Genomic DNA, 18,565 nt, shown 5'->3' on the forward strand with positions numbered 1-18,565 from the left:
AAAGGTTTTCCTTCTGAAAACTAAAATATCTAAAGGGTATTAATTACAATCTTGATAGGTGTAGTAAATCTGTACCGAAAGTAATTTACGCTCATACTTTATTGTTACATTTCTATCCCCATCCCCAAGAATTTTAATTAGTGTTTCCGTAACGCATTTTTCACTACGACAGGTTTTTTTTTGTGTAGAACAGTTCTTAGTTCCTTCTTTTTTGTCACTGTTCATCGGCAACTCTGAATGTACTTGGAGCGTGTTGTCCGTACTCCACAAATATAATTCCTGACCTATTTCCTCATCCGGGACAGATGTATCAAATATCACAGCGGCCATGTTGCTTGCCCAAGTCTCGGTGCCTTTAGATAAATCAATAGTTGTGTTATACAAAGTTGTATTAGATGAATTTTCCTGACCATATAACACTGAAAATCCACATAAAAATAACCAGAGAAAGTTCTTTTTAAAATTCATTGTCAACATTTTATTAATGATTCATTTGTTTAAAAACAATTACAAAATGGCAATAATAATTTAGAGAGAAAAGAAAATTGCCGTTTTTAGTAGCTCAGATATTTTATAAAAGTCTTTCATATGACCACTAAAAGACTCATGATAATTAATAAAAGAAATTTATCCTTCACAAAATTTATAATCTAAACAGATTGCCATTTTGATATCTTCTTCTGAAAAACCCAAGACTAAAAGTGCTTTTTTGAGTGTCCTCATCTTTATCTTCAACTTTTCATATGCTTCCTTCGTTAATAATTCAAAACTATTGAACTCTAATTTTCCAAAATCCGGAAATGCTTGTGTAGTAACGGCCCACTTATAGCTCCTGCCAGATTGTAAAAGAACATTATCTCGATACAAAGTAATCGAATTGGTCGCAGTTCCTATTTTAGAGATGTGATTATTATCCAAATCCTGTAGGTGAAAATAAACTTTAGAAATATCTGTATTGTTTTTCCATGAAAACTCAATTGCCGGAACGTTAAACCTAATACTATCCATAGGTTCTGATAATTTTATGTTTCGTTCCTCTCTATAGACCACTCCAGGACGTTGTCTAATTTCTTTCTGATTACTAAATTGTTTCCACACGTAGGAAAAATATCCTATCGATAGCGAACTGCGTTCGGATTTTTTTCTGAAATTTTCGATGGATTTAGTGAGGTATGTATTTGGTCTGTTCAATTCGAATAATTCTCCTAATTTATTTATTAAAAAAACTGTGTCTTGTTCTTTTATCTGAATGCTATTTGGTTTCGTGAAAATAGACCCTCTCTTCAGTAGCTTACTATTATTTAGCATAGGCGCACCTGAAACCTTAAAAACAAAATAATCTTCTTGTGCTATACAAGCACTAGTAATGAGTAGCATTAATAGAGTTAATGCACCTAAGTGTGATAGAAATAACCTTCCCATTTGTATTTTTTATAAAGATAGTGTGCTAATTTCTTGTAGTAACCTATTAATCCCATGCTAAAGACTACTGTCGCCGTAATTGACGTGACCTTTAATAAAATTCCGTTTTTAAAAAACAAAAGAGAGATATAAATAAATACCACTATAAATGCGAGCTGAACTAAATTTAATCTTAGTATGTAACTGGCGAGTTGCCTTTTGTTAAGATATATGAAATAAGCCAAGGCAAAAAAAGTAAACACTAGTGTCAAAAACAATAAGACTATACTTGGTATTGTTTTAATGAAATTACTAGTCAAAAGCATTTGAACAATATTTGCATGGATTACTAATCCAAAAGTATCCGGAGGGCTTTTACCTACAAATTTTGGATTCATTGGTGTGTAATGTTTATCCTCCATATCATGAAAATGATTGTCAGAATTCCCCAAATAACCTATCATAATTATTTTATCTTTTAGAAAAGATATTTCTTTTTGACCAATAATGTCCTCCCGTTCCAATATCAAAAAATTATTCCTATTCCCTGAATATTTAATGGGACGTTCCATCTCAAAGTAAGAAAGATTTTCCCGTAACCATTCAGCGCTTTTACACTTCATTGCTATTGCTGCAGGAAAAGAAATTAATGTATCCTTTGCAGTGATTTTTACGGCCTGAAAATTCCTAATTACTGCAGCCTCCGTGTCAAAATTAAAATTGGAGTACCCCATATCGTCAATTGACCTATGAATAGCACTATTAGTAGTTACCTGGCGTTTACCTAGAATAGAATACGCAAAGACTAAAGATGTGTCCTTTAGTTGATCGGCGAGAAATTTATCCCATACCGGATCGTCCTTATCCTTAAAAATGATATCCAATCCAATAACTTTTGGTTTAAACTTTTTAAGTTCATCTAATACCTCTGCTATTTCCTTTCTATTAAGTCTATCTATATTTACAAGAACAATATTTTCATTTAAATCGAAATTTTCCTCGTTCAGCTTTTCGGCGTAATACAAGTCTAGGTAACTAAAATCCTTGAAGGCATTCTTAAAAGGACTAAAAAAACTCAGATTGATGCCTATAAGGGCAATTATACCTATAATAAAGAATGAAAAGAGCATACAAAAGAAGGCTTCTTTAAATAGAGCCATTTCCCTTTTAATAAAGAGGAAGTTAAACTTCATACAATAGTTTTATTCAACAAAGAAAAGTGACCTATCCATAATTGGATTTATCTCAACGTCAGAAATCACTCTTTGTTGAATTACTTCCATTTGCGGCTCTCCATCTTTAACCACCAATTTTTTTACCGTAAATTTATGAGGCATTAGTATTTCGGTTTCAAGAAAATAATCTTCTACGGTAATCTCGGATATAAGCATACTTCTCCTTGTTACACGTCCTTTTTTAAGATATTTATGCTCAATAACTTCCTCTACAAAATGTAATAAACCGCTTTCTATACTATAATACTTATTTATTTGAGTGGAAATAATCAAAGATTTATTTTTTCCTTTTACTTTTTTTTGATTTTCACCTAAAGTCAGCTCGTAGCTAGGAATATTATTTACTGTTTTAATAGTATTGAACTTTACCGAGTCTAGAGAAAAATCTACACTAAACTCATTATAAATATCGCCAATTAATGGCCTAATGTTCGGTGTTACTTCCAGCTCTTCAAATTCGAAATAAATACCCTCACTATATGGATGGTAACCTTTCTGCCAACTCATTTTCCCCTTAGGTTTTTCCTTTTTAAAGTAATAATCATGATTTTTAATTAAGTAACTCGTTCCATCAGCAGTACTAGTTTTTAAGAAACCCAGTGAATCTATAGCAATAACATTGTATTCCCCATAGCCATAAAGAACATCTACGAAATCGTTACCAATAACATCTTCGTTAGTTTTTGGCTCCAATGTCATTTTCTCGATATATTTTATGCTATTAGGTTTCATTGAACCTGCAATTCCGACAGCTTTTGAATACTTAGAGTAAACTCTTTCAGCAGTTATACTTGCTTCTGGAGTAAATTTATCTAAATCTTCTTGACCACTTCTCCATCCTCGTTCTATGCTTAATAGACGCTCTTTTTTTGGAGGGTGTGTTCTACTAGGACTTTTCTGTTCTTTTAAAGTTGCAATAGCACTTTGAGCATCTTTTAAACTTGCCCCCATCTTTCTTAATACAAAACCCGACCATTTATCCGCCTCTAGTTCGTATGCATAAGAACTACCATCATTATTTAAAGAATGGTTATTAAGATGGTGTCCTATTTCATGTGCTAAAATAGATATAGCCGCCCATCTATTATCTGCTTTTTTATTAATCTTAGTAAAAAAATTGGGGTCATAAATTACGTATCTCCTTTTACGTCCGTTCTGATCGGTGATTATTTTAGCAGTAGCATTGTTTTTATAGATTGGATCTGCTTGTAATACAAAGTTCTGTGGTAGCCCTATTTTAGAAACTATTTCTTTAGCGGCTAATTCTATTTCCTCGTTATTATAAACATCTTCTATTTCTTCATCTTGATTTTCAGTAATTACACGCTGTGCCAAATAATTCTGACTAAATACCAAAGACGATAATAATGTGAATCCTACAAGTAATCTTTTTCTTATGTTCTCCATCGCTTTTTACTGATATGTTCCTGCAAATCTGATTAGTTTTTGTCCATCTAGACTAGTAAATCCCAAAGTGTTCTTTTTTTCATCCAACAGGAGCGTCAATCTTTCCTCATTACCCTTTAGAAGGAATTGTTTGTTTGGTTCAAAGGAAGATTCAATATCTAAATTATTCCAGTCATAAAAAGAATCGTTTCGTAGTTTCTCCAGAAACATATTGGTCTGAGCATGTTTTAATGTGTCTATCAAAATCAATTTATTAGAATACTCATTTAACGTACCTTCAATGAGTTTTTTCTTAATATCAAACTGAATTATTATCTTAGTATTTATAAGGGTATTAAAATTCTTAATACCAATTAACTCAATGATTTTATGACTATTAGTCTCTCGTTTTTCTTTAAACTGTCTTTTCTGAGAATTACAGGATACTATAAAAACAAGACATATAATAAAAAGAATAGCTCTTAACATTCTTAGCTTCTTTTAATGTCTAGAATCATCATTGCCATAGATCCTTTTTCAAACTCTGCTCTAAAGCCCATTTTATCATCCATTAATTCCATTTCTTCTTTCATAATGAGTTTGTCTTTGAAAATGACATAGAATTTATCTAATAGTTCTCCTTGCATCTCGTCTAACTGTTTTTTAACCTCTAGCAAGTTTATTTTTTCCAATGAAAAAATCACAATGGTATAATCAGTTTCAACATCCTCAGATAGTTCAAAAAATACTCTAGCGTTTGGTTTCGTATAGGGAATAATAACCTCTGCATTCTCCGCATTAATGTATGGACTGATTGAATCATTATGTGGAAAGAGCAAAGAGGTAGGGTTTTTATCATCTACTCCTAAAACATAAACATAAGATGGTTTATTCACCTTCGCCGTCATTCGATACCTAGTCCCCATAGGATAGGTTTCTTCCGTTGAGTAATCTCCAATACTTTGAACTTCCTCTTCTACAACTACCTGTTGAAAACCAAAGACAGAACTCGTATAATCACTTTTTTCCTTATTCACTTTCATTGCAGTGTCATTACGTAATTTAAGTTCTAATTCCCCTGCTAAAAGTATTTTCTCATTTGGTTGTGCTTTCATGGGAATCATCTCAAACGCGTAACGGGTATATCTTGCAAAATCTGCGTAACGCACCCACATAAAACCGTCATTGCCCCAAGTATTTCCCCAACTATTGACTAATTCAAAAGAGCCACCATACTTATCATCATCAAAACCAATGACACACATGGCATGACCTCCTTCAGTTCCAAGATTATCTGGTTCGTATACAGTTTTAGCACTAAAAAAAGAATTCTCTACCTTAAAACCTATAACGACAGGATTCCCGTTCAGTAAAGAGCGTTTTACCCCATCAACTTTGATGTCTTCTGATTCATCAGATCCAAAAATTCTCGTAAAATCTTTAATCCGGTAATTTTTAGCATCATCGAGTAATTTCTCCGGAAAATCTGTTTCACACATTACATCAAAATCCTTGTAGTAGGGCACACCCTTTTCTACCATGGTTTCCATAGCCTTTCCAATAAAAGCACCACCCTGGCAGTTATAATCATCGTCAACATTTGCATTTAAATATGTAAATACGGGCGAAAATGTGTTTTGTGTTATTGAGGCCCTATTAGTATTAGCTGCAAGTCTTGCCTCTAATATGGTTCTTCCATAGTATGAACTTGCCCAGCCCACACAGGTGCCATAACTACCCTGGTCTCTTACTTCTGGAACGTATTGCTTTAGAGAAGTCGAAGTAAACTCCGTCACTACATCTTGAAAAGCAACATTTTTAGCCTTTATAGGCGTTTTTTCGTAAGCTTCATCATCAAATAAAAGCCCTGTACTTCTTTGGGATTGCGCGAAACTAAGAGTAGAAATAAATAAAAAAAGTAATAGAAATGTTCTCATGATACAGCATTATATGTTATGAGAACAATTTAAGGCATTTTATTGCATTCTAAAGTACCGTGTAATAGGTATTTATCGACGAAATGTGCACTTTGGCAAAAGCTATTCATCTAATTTGAATTATCGCCTAATTACCGTACAAGAAAATAAAATAAAATCTTACATGTTAAAATATATATTTGATAACAACACACATAACCTACACCGGCAACACCTCTTTTTTCTCCCAAGTATTTACCCAGTTCGCCATAACTTGTACCCAGGCTTCACTATCGTTTAGGCAGGCAATATGTTTGTAATGTTCCCCGCCAGCTTCTTCAAACTGTTCCTTTCCTTCCATGGCTATTTCTTCCAAGGTTTCCAGACAGTCACTAACAAATGCAGGCGTAATTACCGCAAGGCGTTTTTTGCCTTCTTTAGCTAGGCGTTCAAATTCATAGTCGGTATAAGGTTTTAACCATGGATCACCTGCCAATCTAGATTGGAAAGAAGTGCTAACTTGCTCCTCGGACAGCCCTAAGTAGGCTTTGACCATTTCCGTGGTATCATATACTTGGTGTCGGTAACAGGTGTTGTGCGCAACCGAGTTGATTTTACAACAACTTCCATCTATTTTACAGTGAAAACGGGTAGGGTCACTTTTTCTAATATGACGTTCCGGTATACCATGATAAGAGAATAAAATATGGTCGTAATCAAAATCTTTAAGTCCATCTTTAATACTTTCTGATAAGGCTTTTATGTAATCCGGATTCTTGTAAAAAGCAGGCATGGTGGTCACCTCCATTTCAGGGAAAAACTTCTGCTGATCTTCTAACACTTTTACCACCACGGTCTCGTAAGAAGACATTGCATAGTGAGGATATAAGGGAACCAATAGAACATCGTCCACACCTTTGTCCTTTAATTCTTGTAATGCATTTTTTATGGTCATGGTACCATAGCGCATGCCCAAAGCAACCGGCATTTTGGTCTGCTCACGTAGTTTTTCCGTAAATCGCTCGGAAAGTACAATTAAAGGAGAACCCTCGTCCCACCAAATCTTGGCATATGCTTTAGCTGATTTTTTGGGTCTAGTCTGCAAAATTATTCCCCTCACCAAAATCGTTCTTAACAACTTCGGAGCATCTATTACCCGTTCATCCATCAAAAACTCATCTAGATACGGCTTCACGTCTTTTGCGGTAGGATTATCCGGAGAACCCAAATTAACTAGTAAAACTCCCTTCATGCTGATTTTAATTTTTAAAGCAAAAATACGAGTTGACTTCAATATTACCCCACTGCATAGGCAATACTTTATCAATTACGATATAAGTTGTTTCAATAGCCGCTTAGTGATAACTTTGAAACGTACTAGTTTACCTTACTGCAATAAACCTAAAAACCTATGGATACAATTTTTAAGGATATACCCAAGGAAGCTATTTTATACCTGAGTTTAACTCTTTGTGGTTTTCTGGTGCTATATTGGGTGGTACTCTTTGTTCTACGTAAACTTGGTAAAGACCCCAAGTACTTATTGCCAGAAGGCGTAATGAAACGAGTGGCTTTTCCTATCCTATTAATTTTTATTTCCATCGTAATTAGAATGGCTTCTTTTAGGCAACTCTTAGGTCTGGAAGACGAAGGATACCTTTTTCGTAAGGCAAGCACCTTGCTATTTATATTCGCTGCGACTTGGTTGGTAATCGGTATTCTGAAAGTGGTGAAAAAGCTGATTATACATAATTATGATGTTAGTTCTTCCGATAACCTTAAAGCCAGAAAAATATACACCCAGTTCAATATTCTAGAACGTATTGTCATTTTCATTGTAGTGATTCTTGCCGTGGGTCTTGCCTTGATGAGCTTTGACGAAATTCGCGAGATTGGTGTCAGCATTTTTGCATCTGCAGGGGTTGCGGGTATTATCATAGGATTCTCCGCCCAAAAACTGATAGGCACTATCCTTGCCGGTATTCAAATTGCTGTTGCACAACCCATAAAAATAGATGACGTGGTAATCGTTGAGGGAGAGTGGGGCCGTATTGAAGAAATAACACTAACTTATGTAGTGGTTAAAATATGGGACAAGCGCCGATTAATAGTCCCCACACCGTATTTTATTGAGAAACCGTTCCAGAACTGGACCAAATCGTCTTCGGATATTTTAGGAACCGTATTCCTTCATATGGATTATAGGGTTCCTTTCGATGAGCTCAGAAAAGAACTCGCTACCATTTTAGAAAGTACAGATTTATGGGACGGTGAGGCAAGCAATATTCAAATAACCGATAGCAAGGCGACCTATGTCGAGGTGCGGGCCATGGTCAGTGCTAGAAACGCATCGGATGCCTGGGATTTAAGAGTATTGGTAAGAGAAAAATTGATTACATTTTTACAGGAAAACTATCCGGATAGTATTGCACATCATAGGTTGCTATTAAATGACAGGGGGCCAAAAGAACAATAAATACGTACTTTTATTCATATGAAACATTTTCTACTATTTACATTTTTAATCCTTTCAAACGGAGTGTTTTCCCAACAAATCGCTTGTTCCCCAAAAGACAGACAGGCCGTGGAGGACAAACTCATTGCCGTAGATGGTTTTCTGGAAAATGATCTGGGCAAAACTATGGTCGCCGTTGGAAAGACTTTTCTAGGCACTCCCTATATCGCTAAAACACTGGAGATAGGAACAAAGGAGTCCTTAGTAGTAAATCTACAAGGATTGGACTGCACCACATTTGTTGAAAATGTACTCGCTTTTAGTCTATTACTAAAAAACGAAAAATCTAGCTTTAGAGATTTTGCAGAAGCCTTAGAAACCATTCGGTATAAAGACGGTAAATTAGATGGTTATGCTTCGCGATTACATTATTTCTCAGATTGGATAGCTAATAATGAATCCAAGGGTTTACTCACTGACATAACTAAAGAAATAGGTGGTAAAGAAATTACCAAACCCATAAATTTCATGAGCACACATCGCGATTTGTATCCTTTCCTTAGTGATGACTCTAACCTTGAAAAGATAAAAGCTTCCGAAAACTATTTGAACGAACGAGCGATTTGCATCCTGGCCCAAGAAGATATTCAGGCAAATGAACATTTGATAAAATCCGGAGACATCATCGCGCTCACTACAGCTATAAAAGGTCTGGACATTACCCATACAGGTATTGCCACTCAGGAAAAAGATGGTAGAATTCATTTATTACACGCTTCCACAGTAGGAGAAGTTGTTGTGTCTAAGCTTCCCTTAGTAGACTATTTAAAGAAGGTAAAAAGCAATACAGGCATAATGGTCGCAAGAGTTTCTCCCTAAAACACAACAAACGGTATTTTACGCTATAATCGAGATTTAAGATACTCTGACTCTTGTGTCGAATCTATGTTAATTCCTACTTTAATACCACTTTGCTAACTCCGAGGTTATTTACGAGTTATGCATTGGATAATGCCATCACATATTTTTTTGGTGTAGTACCATACTTCTTTTTAAACGCCGCTATAAAATGACTAGAAGTACTATAGCCTATTTTTAAACCTATTTCATTAACATTATACTGCCCAGATTCCAAAAGTCTTCTGGCATATTCCATCTTATAATCAAAAAGGAAACTGTAAACGGAATCGCCGTAGATTTGTTTAAAACCTTCCTTAAGGCGTTTAAGACTAAGTCCTATTTCTTTAGAAAGTTCTGGCAAAGATGGTGGTTCTGCCATATTTGCAATAACCAATTCCTTGGCCCTTCGAATTCGTTTTACATTATCCTCATCTACAAGAAAGGGGCACTGTTCTACATCTGCATCTGTGTTTTTATTAAAATAGAGTGAAATAAGTTCGTAAACCTTTCCCTTGATATATAATTTTTTAATGGTCGGATGAAGGTTATAATTTATCATTTGACTCAATACAACTGCAATTGCAGGTGATACCGCCTCTTGCGCATAGTATTTTTTTTCACTATTCTCGTTGTTCAAAAAAGGGATATAACTGGCCTCATCTGAAAATAGCGAGTGAAATTTTCGTATCGTCATAACTACGGAAACCATCCATGAGCCTGGTGCCAAGGAAAGATTCAAGGGCAAATCTAATTGGGTATTGTAGAGTAATAGGGAGTTCTCTTCCGAAACTTCTAGCGCATAATTACCATCATTGAACACAAACTTTCCACCTCCTTTTAGGCAAAAATGAAATTGTATGTATCTTTTGTTTATTTCCCTTGTTACTTGCTGATTATCAATACCTTCATTCTGTATTTTAAGTACATAGAACCCATCATCGATTAATATTTCTTCAAAGGAACCTGTAGCGACATTTTTTAATTTCATTTCATTTTAAATTTAAAACATATCTATTTAGATAGAGTCTAAATAGACTCATGCCAAAAGTAACTTATAGCAATAAAATTAAGGTTTTTCAGCGTATTTAACGACATGTATATCGAAAAACACTTTTATCGATGTTAATTGTTCCTCTAGCGTTATTTTTATCCCCTGCTGGATTCTATTTTTGTTTCGCTTTATGAAGGATTATCATATTTCCAAACACAATTCTTTTTATACCATAGGACTTAACTACAAAAAGGCCGATGCCAAAGTGCGTGGTAAATTTAGTTTGGATGAAAATTCCATGAACAATCTTTTGCGCAAGGCCCAAGAACAGGACATCGATGGTCTTTTAGCGACCTCTACCTGTAACAGAACAGAACTTCATGGGTTTGCCCAACACCCCTTTCAACTTATAAAATTGTTATGCGAACACTCTAACGGGACTGTAGAAGAGTTCCAAGAGGTAGCGTACGTTTATAAAAACAATGAGGCAATAGGTCATTTATTCCGAGTAGGAACAGGTTTGGACAGTCAAATATTGGGTGATTTTGAAATCATCAGTCAGCTAAAACAAAGTTTTAACCGTTCTAAAAAAATGGGCATTGCCAACCCTTTCATAGAGCGTCTTTGCAATGCGGTGATACAAGCCAGCAAGCGCATCAAGAACGAAACCGAAATTTCTTCCGGAGCCACATCCGTAGCTTTTGCCTCAGTACAATATATTTTAAAGAATGTTCCCAATATTACAGAAAAAAATATTCTATTGTTCGGTACCGGTAAAATTGGTAGAAATACCTGTGAGAATCTTATAAAGCATACCAAAAATCCAAATATCACCCTTATCAACAGAACAAAGGGTAAAGCAGAAAAGATTGCCGGAAAATTTAATCTAACGGTCAAAGATTACGGCGATTTACAAACTGAAATTCGCAAAGCAGATGTTCTGGTAGTAGCTACTGGTGCATTAAAACCTACGGTGTCCAAAGAATTGATTTATACTAAAAAACCACTCTTGATATTGGATTTATCCGTTCCTAAAAATGTAGATGAAAATGTAGCCGAACTAGAAAACGTAAGTCTTATTCATTTAGATCATCTTTCTCAAATGACAGATGAAACATTAGAACGAAGGAAAGAATTTATTCCAGATGCAGAAGTTATTATTGAAGATGTAAAGGCAGATTTTATTCAGTGGCTAGAGACCAGAAAGTTCGCTCCCGTTATAAAAGCTTTAAAAATGAAGCTGAAGACCATGAAAGAAGAGGAGCTGGATTATCAATCTAAAAAGAAATCCGATTTTGATACGGAACATGCAGATATCATATCTGACCGCATTATTCAAAAGATCACCAAACAATTTGCGAATCATCTTAAAGATGATAAAGTGGATTCTGATTCCAGTCTGGAGCTTATCCAAAAAGTATTTCAATTAGAACTGGACCAAAAATGAACAGAACCATAAGAATAGGCACCCGCGATAGTGAATTGGCGCTATGGCAGGCCAATACCGTTAAAGGTGCACTGGTGGCCATGGGCCATAACGCACAAATCATTAAAGTAAAATCCACAGGCGACCTTATTTTAGACAAACCCCTCTACGAACTTGGAATTACGGGTATATTTACCAAGACCTTAGACGTTGCTATGCTTAATGGCGATGTGGACATTGCAGTGCATTCTATGAAAGACGTGCCCACAGCACTACCACAAGGAATTGTAAAAGCTGCTGTTTTAAAACGTGCCAATTATCTTGATATTCTTGCCTACAACGACAACGAGGAATTCCTAGGGCAGCGCGAAGGTGTTATCGCAACCGGAAGTTTAAGGAGAAAAGCCCAATGGTTAAATAGATACCCAACCCATACTGTTGTTGATTTAAGGGGCAATGTAAATAGTCGCCTTGAAAAACTGAACAATAGCGATTGGAATGGAGCTATTTTTGCTGCCGCCGGTCTTGAACGTATAGGATTGGAACCCGAAAATACGTTAGGACTTACTTGGATGCTTCCCGCGCCTGCACAAGGAGCAATTATGGTCGTTGCCATGGAAGAAGATGATGAAGTACGTGAAATTTGTGCACAACTCAATCATGAAGAAACCGATATATGCACCGGGTTAGAAAGAGCGTTCCTAAGAGAACTTGAAGGCGGTTGCTCCGCACCAATAGGCGCTTTGGCATATATAAACAAAGAGAATATAGTTCACCTAAAAGGAATTCTTTTAACTGTGGACGGTTCTAAAAAACTAGAAGCTTCTCTTGAGGCGCCCCTTGGAAAGCACCATAACCTTGGCGTTGATTGTGCTAAAAGTATTCTTAGCCGCGGTGGAAAACGATTAATGAACGAGCTGCAAAACGCTAATTTACACGCACATGTTTTTTCAACTAGAAAATTAACCGAGGAACAGTTACAACGCTTTTCACCCTCAGTTAGGGTAAATTCTGAAGATTTCATAAAAATCAACCCTAATAGGATTTCTCCAATACAGCTGAAAAAAGAAATGAAAAATGTGGTGTTCACCAGTAAAAATGCTGTAGAAAGCCTACTGACCAATAGCAATCCAGAAGAACTAAAATTTGAAAACATCTATTGTGTGGGGCGAAAAACCAGACGCTTCATTCAAAAAAGAATAGGGAAAGTCACGCATTTTGAAAAGAACGCATCAGATTTAGCAAATTATCTAGTTGAATATGTCGAAGGTACCGAGGTTACCTATTTCCATGGAAATCTTAGTCTAGATATCTTACCAAATATTTTAGAGGAAAACAATATCGCAGTTCATGCTATTGAGGCGTACCGAACAAAATTATCGGGAAAAAAGATTGCTGATGCCGTGGAAGGTGTGCTGTTTTATAGTCCATCTACAATCGAGAGCTATTTAACCAATAATGACCCAAATAAAATAGCTTACTGTATCGGCGAAACCACGGCTAGTGAAGCGCGGAAACATTTTAAAGATGTTAAGGTCTCTAAAATACCAGATGTGGAAAGTGTCATTGATTTAGTGAATGAAAATTACACCTGATTGCATTCAGCTTTTGGCTTTTTGCTATCAGAAATTAATTTGATGTTAAAAGGAAGAAAAGATGAAGCTAAAAACAAATGAGAGATTTTAAAAAGCTTGATATTTGGAAAAACGGAATTGCGCTCGTCCAAAAAACATATGAAATAGCTGAACAATGACCCGCTAATGAAAAATTTGGCCTCAGAAGTCAAATTACTCGAGCAGCAGTTTCTGTTCCTTCAAATATAGCTGAAGGGTGCGGCAGAAATAGTCAAATTGAATTCAAGCGTTTTTTAGAAATTACAATGGAATCTCTTTTCGAACTGGAAACGCAACTTATAATAGTGAACGAACTAAAATTAATTAACCCGATTGAATTAGATGCTACCTTTAGTCTTATCCAAAAAGAAGCAAAAATGATGAATAGCCTAATTCAAAAAATAAAAAATAGCTAAAGTCCAAGAGCCAATAGCTATAAACCGATTATGATAAAAAACGACTTGTTCTTAAGAGCCTTAAAAGGAGAAACTGTTGAAAGACCGCCTGTTTGGATGATGCGCCAAGCTGGGCGTTATTTACCAGAATTCATGGAAATCAAACATAAATATGATTTCTTTACCCGTTGTCAAACCCCAGAATTAGCTTCTGAAATTACCGTACAACCTATTCGAAGGTACGGAATGGATGCTGCTATTCTTTTTAGTGACATCCTCGTGATTCCGCAAGCAATGAATATTGAGGTAGAAATGAAACCCAACTTTGGGCCCTATTTACCAAACCCAATTCGCTCACAAAAAGACTTGGACTCCGTAATCGTTCCCAATGTAAACGATGCCTTAGCTTATGTAATGGAAGCAATTAAAGCCACAAAGGAAAAACTAAACGACGAGATTCCTTTAATAGGCTTTGCAGGTTCTCCTTGGACCATTCTTTGTTATTGCGTACAAGGCCAAGGGAGTAAAAATTTTGATAAAGCCAAGGAGCTTTGTTTTACACAACCGGTCGTGGCGCATTCCCTTTTGCAAAAAATAACCGACACCACTATTGCCTACCTGAAGGCCAAAGTAAAAGCCGGTGTTAATGCAGTACAGGTCTTCGATTCTTGGGGCGGCATGTTATCTCCAACGGATTATCAAGAATTTTCATTTCAGTACATACAGCAAATTGTGGATGCCTTAAAGGACGATGCACCTGTAATTGTTTTTGGAAAAGGCTGTTGGTTTGCTTTAGGTGACATGGCGAAATCCGGCGCATCTGCCCTAGGTGTAGATTGGACTTGTTCCGCCAGAAATGCCAGGTATCTTTCTGGTGGTAAAATTACCTTACAAGGTAATTTTGATCCCTCCAGATTGTTATCACCACCTGCGCAAATAAAGAAAATGGTAACTCAAATGATTAATGAATTTGGAAAAGACCAATATATTGTAAATCTTGGTCATGGTATTCTACCCAACGTTCCTGTAGAAAATGCAAAGGCTTTTATTGAAGCTGTAAAGGAATATAAACCATGAGATAAAATATCCAAATGAGTCTATTTAGAACCTTATCGGGGAAATACCTTCGCTTTAAACTAGGTCTAACGCCCCAACAAAATCTTTTTTATGGGTTTTTAAGCTATGTACTTATTGGAGCAGTTCTGCTTTCCCTACCTTGGTTACAAAAAACGAGCGTACCCTTATTAGATAATTTATTTATAGCTACCTCAGCGGTTTCTACAACAGGCCTGGTAACGGTTTCCGTATTCGATTCTTATAACTTTTTTGGACAACTCGTGGTTGTAATACTCTTTCAGCTGGGGGGTATAGGATACCTCACCTTTACAACCTTCATGATTTTGTCTACCACTAAAAAAATAACGCATTGGCATCAAACCCTATTAAAAACAGAATTTACGCTCCCGGTAACTATCAAGATTAAGGATTTTTTAAAATCGGTTATCCTCTTTACACTTGTAATGGAAATATTAGGCGTTATCCTCTTTTACATCGCCTTTAGTAGAGAAGGAATGCCTATTTGGGAAGCCTTATGGTCGGCAATTTTTCATAGTATCAGTGCTTTTTGCACGGCAGGTTTTAGTCTTTTTAATTCTGGTTTTGCCGATTATTCAGGGAATGTTCTAATCAATACCACCATTTCTATTTTAGCCATCGCCGGTTCTTTGGGTTTCATCGTTGTTACCGACTTTGTACTCTTTCTCCGCAAGAAAAAACATGCGCTTAGTTTTACTACTAAAATTGTATCCTACGGGTTTTTAATACTGCTCTCTTTTGGATTTATATTTTTCTACACCTATGAACCTACAATCAGTAATTTGGCAGGTAACGAAAGATTTCTGGCGGCTTTTTTTCAAAGTATGACCGCAATGACTACCGTAGGTTTTAACACGGTAGATTTTGGAGCTTTTATGCTTCCTATGCTTTTGGTAACCATATTTCTAATGTACATAGGAGCCTCTCCTTCCGGTACGGCAGGCGGAATGAAGATAACGACGTTGACCGCTGTTTTTGCCATCATGAAAAGTAGGTTAACGAACCATAAGAGAATAACCTTTCTAGGTAGGATTATACCTTACGAAAGATTATATATTGCTACGTCTTCTTTTATCTTCTATACTTCCATAATTGCACTCGGTACTTTTATTCTAACCTTCACGGAGGATTTTAAATTTGAGAAAATTCTTTTTGAAGTTGCCTCCGCCCTTGGCACGGTTGGTTTAAGTACAGGAATCACTGGTGATCTATCCGTACTAGGAAAAATAACGATTATCATAACAATGTTTATTGGTAGATTAGGAGTATTAACCTTTGGTCTTGCCATTTGGGCGAAACAACATACCGGAGATAAAACTATACCTACCGACGATATTGCCGTTTAATTATGATTTTTAATTTATCGCACTACATCATAGAAGCCGTACATGAAAAACATGCTTGGCGCATATGCGACCTCATGACGATAAATGCCGAGAGGTTTCGTCGATTTTTCCCGGAAACTCTAAAGCAAAATTTAACCCCTGATCTCTCCAATTATTTTGTTCAATGCAAAGTACGTCAGTTCAATAACAAAGAAGAATTTCTTTTTGTATTAAAAGAACCTGAGCATCGAACCATAATAGGCCTCGTCTATATCAAAGAAGTGGATTGGAACATAAAACAAGCAGAATTAGCCTACTGTATAGGCTATCAATACGAAGGAAAAGGATATGCCACACAAAGCGTGCAATTTCTTTCTGCTTATGCCTTTAAAGACTTAGGTTTAAAAACACTGCAAATTATTGTTCACAAATCCAACAAAGGGAGTCTTCGTGTTGCCGAAAAGTGTGGGTATATTTGGAGTAAGACTTTAGCAAAGGCCTATAACCCGCCCAACGAAAGCGCCTTAGATATGGAACTTTATGAGCTTGAATATGAAAGATAAATTCTACGCATACATAGAAAAATTACAAGACACCATAACCTCAAAATTAGAAGCGGTTGATGGTAAGGCCACTTTTAAGGAAGACCTATGGAAACGCCCGGAAGGTGGCGGCGGTAGAACCCGTGTTATTGAAAAAGGTAATGTATTTGAAAAAGGAGGTGTAAATATCTCTGGGGTACACGGGGAACTTCCTAAGAGCATGCAAACTTATTTTGGGGTAGAGGACGCCGATTTTTTTGCCTGCGGTTTAAGTTTAGTACTCCATCCAAAGAATCCCATGGTCCCTACAGTGCATGCCAACTGGCGCTATTTTGAAATGTACGACAAAGACGGGAATATCGTTGACCAATGGTTCGGTGGTGGCCAAGACCTTACGCCCTATTATTTATTCGATGAAGATGCTATTCACTTTCATAAAACCTGTAAGGAAGCCTGTGATAAACACCATCCTGAATTTTACTCCAAATACAAGAAGCGATGTGACGAATACTTCTGGAATACCCATAGAAATGAGGCAAGAGGTATAGGCGGACTCTTTTTTGACTACTGTAAAGCCACTAACGAGATGAAAATGACCGATTGGTATAATTTTGTCACCGAAGTGGGCAACAGTTTTTTACAGAGCTATATTCCCATAGTGGAGAAAAGAAAAGACATGCCCTACAATGCGGCTCAAAGAGATTGGCAAGAAATACGTCGCGGCAGGTATGTAGAATTTAACCTTGTACATGATAAGGGCACCCTATTTGGCTTAAAGACCAATGGTCGTATAGAAAGTATTTTAATGAGTCTACCCCCACATGTACAGTGGCACTATGACCACTACCCTAAAGAAGGTAGCGAAGAAGAACGACTTTTAAAGATATTAAAAAAGCCTAAAGCTTGGATTTAACACCATACCAAATGGGAAAAAAAGGAAAAGCAAAAAATACCGTCAATAAAACCAAACACACTAAGCTTATGCAGCAAAAGAAAAACAAGCTTAAAAAGGAAGTCGCACTACGGAAAGAGCGTTTAAAGGAAATCATTGCAAAATCAAAAGAAAGCCAATAAATCAAAATGGGCTATAAGAAATGAAACAAAAAATATATCAAATAGATGCATTTACCGATACCGTTTTTGGTGGCAATCCGGCAGCGGTTTGCATTCTAAAAAAATGGCTTTCTGATGGCGTAATGCAACAGATTGCAGCCGAAAATAATCTTGCTGAAACCGCTTTCGCCGTTCCAAAAGACAATGGTTATGAACTACGATGGTTTACGCCAGAATTAGAGGTAGACCTTTGCGGCCATGCCACCTTAGCTACCGCTTTTGTGCTTTTTAATCACTACCACCCCAAAGAACATACTATTCGGTTTATTTCTCCAAGGAGCGGTTCCTTAGTCGTTGTTAAAAATGAGGATGCAAGCATGACCATGGATTTCCCATCAGATGATTTACAATCGGTTTCATCGCAACCAAATATTAATGAGGCCATTGGGAAAATACCCCAAGAAACCTTCAAAGGAAAGACCGATTACTTGCTCATTTATAAATCACAACAGGAAATTGAAGCTATACATCCAAATTTTCACTTGTTGAACGATTTGGATTGCCGAGGAGTAATTGTTTCGGCCCCAGGGACGCAAGTTGATTTTGTTTCTCGTTTTTTTGCGCCACAATGCGGTATTCCTGAAGACCCCGTTACGGGCTCTGCGCATACATCACTTGCACCCTACTGGTCCAAACATCTTGGCAAAAACAAGCTAACAGCAAAACAACTATCGCCACGCGGAGGTGATTTGCACTGCGAGTATCTTGGAAAACGCGTAAAAATAGCTGGTAAGGCGGTTTGCTATTTAGTTGGTGAGATTGAGGTGTAAAG

General features: G+C 36.5%; 18 protein-coding genes and 1 pseudogene. 11 read left to right on the plus strand and 8 right to left on the minus strand.

The genetic code is table 11. From position 1 onward, the window contains the following. Positions 1-39 precede the first annotated feature (39 nt). The 7 genes from SJY09_RS12655 to hemH form a co-directional block, all read right to left on the minus strand. On the minus strand, positions 40-468 hold the full coding sequence (locus SJY09_RS12655; protein ID WP_396636081.1) for a hypothetical protein: 429 nt from the start codon (positions 466-468) through the stop codon (positions 40-42). 159 nt (positions 469-627) lie between these two features. Next, positions 628-1,422: a hypothetical protein gene (locus tag SJY09_RS12660; RefSeq protein ID WP_396636082.1), complete on the minus strand. Its 795-nt coding sequence runs from the start codon at positions 1,420-1,422 to the stop codon at positions 628-630. Further along, positions 1,395-2,594, minus strand: a complete 1,200-nt coding sequence (locus SJY09_RS12665; RefSeq protein WP_396636083.1) for a CHASE2 domain-containing protein — start codon at positions 2,592-2,594, stop codon at positions 1,395-1,397. Before SJY09_RS12665 ends, SJY09_RS12660 begins: the two co-directional genes overlap by 28 nt. Positions 2,595-2,603: 9 nt before the next feature. Beyond that, entirely contained in the window at positions 2,604-4,043 is a 1,440-nt protein-coding gene (locus tag SJY09_RS12670) for a hypothetical protein (protein ID WP_396636084.1), read from the minus strand. A 6-nt stretch (positions 4,044-4,049) separates the two neighbouring features. Then, positions 4,050-4,511: a hypothetical protein gene (locus SJY09_RS12675; protein WP_396636085.1), complete on the minus strand. Its 462-nt coding sequence runs from the start codon at positions 4,509-4,511 to the stop codon at positions 4,050-4,052. 2 nt (positions 4,512-4,513) lie between these two features. Further along, on the minus strand, positions 4,514-5,959 hold the full coding sequence (locus tag SJY09_RS12680) for a C1 family peptidase (protein ID WP_396636086.1): 1,446 nt from the start codon (positions 5,957-5,959) through the stop codon (positions 4,514-4,516). Between the two features lie 199 nt (positions 5,960-6,158). Continuing rightward, positions 6,159-7,190 carry a ferrochelatase gene (hemH, locus tag SJY09_RS12685; protein ID WP_396636087.1) on the minus strand — a complete coding sequence of 344 codons (1,032 nt, stop codon included), beginning with the start codon at positions 7,188-7,190 and terminating at the stop codon, positions 6,159-6,161. A gap of 159 nt (positions 7,191-7,349) precedes the next feature. Here hemH and SJY09_RS12690 point away from each other — a divergent pair, with 159 nt between their 5' ends. After that, positions 7,350-8,414: a mechanosensitive ion channel family protein gene (locus SJY09_RS12690; RefSeq protein ID WP_396636088.1), complete on the plus strand. Its 1,065-nt coding sequence runs from the start codon at positions 7,350-7,352 to the stop codon at positions 8,412-8,414. An 18-nt stretch (positions 8,415-8,432) separates the two neighbouring features. Continuing rightward, complete coding sequence (locus SJY09_RS12695) at positions 8,433-9,272, plus strand: N-acetylmuramoyl-L-alanine amidase-like domain-containing protein (protein ID WP_396636089.1); 840 nt, start codon at positions 8,433-8,435, stop codon at positions 9,270-9,272. A gap of 118 nt (positions 9,273-9,390) precedes the next feature. Here the strand turns inward: SJY09_RS12695 and SJY09_RS12700 are convergent, their stop codons facing one another. Further along, positions 9,391-10,281, minus strand: coding sequence for a helix-turn-helix domain-containing protein (locus SJY09_RS12700; protein ID WP_396636090.1), 891 nt, complete (start codon positions 10,279-10,281; stop codon positions 9,391-9,393). Positions 10,282-10,474: 193 nt separating this feature from the next. On the opposite strand from SJY09_RS12700, the gene hemA reads away from it, so the two are divergent. The 9 genes and pseudogenes from hemA to SJY09_RS12745 all read left to right on the plus strand — a co-directional run bounded on the left by hemA (position 10,475) and on the right by SJY09_RS12745 (position 18,563). Further along, on the plus strand, positions 10,475-11,731 hold the full coding sequence (gene hemA, locus SJY09_RS12705) for a glutamyl-tRNA reductase (protein WP_396636091.1): 1,257 nt from the start codon (positions 10,475-10,477) through the stop codon (positions 11,729-11,731). Beyond that, on the plus strand, positions 11,728-13,305 hold the full coding sequence (gene hemC / locus SJY09_RS12710; RefSeq protein ID WP_396636092.1) for a hydroxymethylbilane synthase: 1,578 nt from the start codon (positions 11,728-11,730) through the stop codon (positions 13,303-13,305). The genes hemA and hemC overlap by 4 nt, the downstream gene beginning before the upstream one ends. A gap of 170 nt (positions 13,306-13,475) precedes the next feature. Next, positions 13,476-13,739, plus strand: a pseudogene (locus SJY09_RS12715) (four helix bundle protein); the annotation flags it as partial. Between the two features lie 30 nt (positions 13,740-13,769). Continuing rightward, on the plus strand, positions 13,770-14,795 hold the full coding sequence (gene hemE, locus SJY09_RS12720; RefSeq protein ID WP_396636093.1) for a uroporphyrinogen decarboxylase: 1,026 nt from the start codon (positions 13,770-13,772) through the stop codon (positions 14,793-14,795). Positions 14,796-14,809: 14 nt separating this feature from the next. Further along, a complete protein-coding gene (locus tag SJY09_RS12725) occupies positions 14,810-16,159 on the plus strand; it encodes a TrkH family potassium uptake protein (protein ID WP_396636094.1) in 1,350 nt (449 codons plus the stop codon). A gap of 2 nt (positions 16,160-16,161) precedes the next feature. Further along, on the plus strand, positions 16,162-16,701 hold the full coding sequence (locus SJY09_RS12730; protein ID WP_396636095.1) for a GNAT family N-acetyltransferase: 540 nt from the start codon (positions 16,162-16,164) through the stop codon (positions 16,699-16,701). Further along, positions 16,691-17,593 (plus strand): oxygen-dependent coproporphyrinogen oxidase, encoded by a 903-nt coding sequence (gene hemF, locus SJY09_RS12735; RefSeq protein ID WP_396636096.1) that lies wholly within the window; start codon positions 16,691-16,693, stop codon positions 17,591-17,593. Before SJY09_RS12730 ends, hemF begins: the two co-directional genes overlap by 11 nt. 11 nt (positions 17,594-17,604) lie before the next feature. Then, positions 17,605-17,754 (plus strand): hypothetical protein, encoded by a 150-nt coding sequence (locus SJY09_RS12740; RefSeq protein WP_396636097.1) that lies wholly within the window; start codon positions 17,605-17,607, stop codon positions 17,752-17,754. 20 nt (positions 17,755-17,774) lie between these two features. Next, complete coding sequence (locus SJY09_RS12745) at positions 17,775-18,563, plus strand: PhzF family phenazine biosynthesis protein (protein ID WP_396636098.1); 789 nt, start codon at positions 17,775-17,777, stop codon at positions 18,561-18,563. Positions 18,564-18,565: the final 2 nt, after the last annotated feature.

Origin of the sequence: Maribacter sp. R77961, from assembly GCF_044594925.1 — a bacterium.
Lineage (GTDB): Bacteria > Bacteroidota > Bacteroidia > Flavobacteriales > Flavobacteriaceae > Maribacter.

Bases quoted from the DNA above. Each gene is read 5' to 3' on its own strand.
- SJY09_RS12655 (WP_396636081.1), bottom strand. From the start codon at position 468: ATGAATTTTAAAAAGAACTTTCTCTGGTTATTTTTATGTGGATTTTCA.
- SJY09_RS12660 (WP_396636082.1), bottom strand. From the start codon at position 1,422: ATGGGAAGGTTATTTCTATCACACTTAGGTGCATTAACTCTATTAATG.
- SJY09_RS12665 (WP_396636083.1), bottom strand. From the start codon at position 2,594: ATGAAGTTTAACTTCCTCTTTATTAAAAGGGAAATGGCTCTATTTAAA.
- SJY09_RS12670 (WP_396636084.1), bottom strand. From the start codon at position 4,043: ATGGAGAACATAAGAAAAAGATTACTTGTAGGATTCACATTATTATCG.
- SJY09_RS12675 (WP_396636085.1), bottom strand. From the start codon at position 4,511: ATGTTAAGAGCTATTCTTTTTATTATATGTCTTGTTTTTATAGTATCC.
- SJY09_RS12680 (WP_396636086.1), bottom strand. From the start codon at position 5,959: ATGAGAACATTTCTATTACTTTTTTTATTTATTTCTACTCTTAGTTTC.
- hemH (WP_396636087.1), bottom strand. From the start codon at position 7,190: ATGAAGGGAGTTTTACTAGTTAATTTGGGTTCTCCGGATAATCCTACC.
- SJY09_RS12690 (WP_396636088.1), top strand. From the start codon at position 7,350: ATGGATACAATTTTTAAGGATATACCCAAGGAAGCTATTTTATACCTG.
- SJY09_RS12695 (WP_396636089.1), top strand. From the start codon at position 8,433: ATGAAACATTTTCTACTATTTACATTTTTAATCCTTTCAAACGGAGTG.
- SJY09_RS12700 (WP_396636090.1), bottom strand. From the start codon at position 10,281: ATGAAATTAAAAAATGTCGCTACAGGTTCCTTTGAAGAAATATTAATC.
- hemA (WP_396636091.1), top strand. From the start codon at position 10,475: ATGAAGGATTATCATATTTCCAAACACAATTCTTTTTATACCATAGGA.
- hemC (WP_396636092.1), top strand. From the start codon at position 11,728: ATGAACAGAACCATAAGAATAGGCACCCGCGATAGTGAATTGGCGCTA.
- hemE (WP_396636093.1), top strand. From the start codon at position 13,770: ATGATAAAAAACGACTTGTTCTTAAGAGCCTTAAAAGGAGAAACTGTT.
- SJY09_RS12725 (WP_396636094.1), top strand. From the start codon at position 14,810: ATGAGTCTATTTAGAACCTTATCGGGGAAATACCTTCGCTTTAAACTA.
- SJY09_RS12730 (WP_396636095.1), top strand. From the start codon at position 16,162: ATGATTTTTAATTTATCGCACTACATCATAGAAGCCGTACATGAAAAA.
- hemF (WP_396636096.1), top strand. From the start codon at position 16,691: ATGAAAGATAAATTCTACGCATACATAGAAAAATTACAAGACACCATA.
- SJY09_RS12740 (WP_396636097.1), top strand. From the start codon at position 17,605: ATGGGAAAAAAAGGAAAAGCAAAAAATACCGTCAATAAAACCAAACAC.
- SJY09_RS12745 (WP_396636098.1), top strand. From the start codon at position 17,775: ATGAAACAAAAAATATATCAAATAGATGCATTTACCGATACCGTTTTT.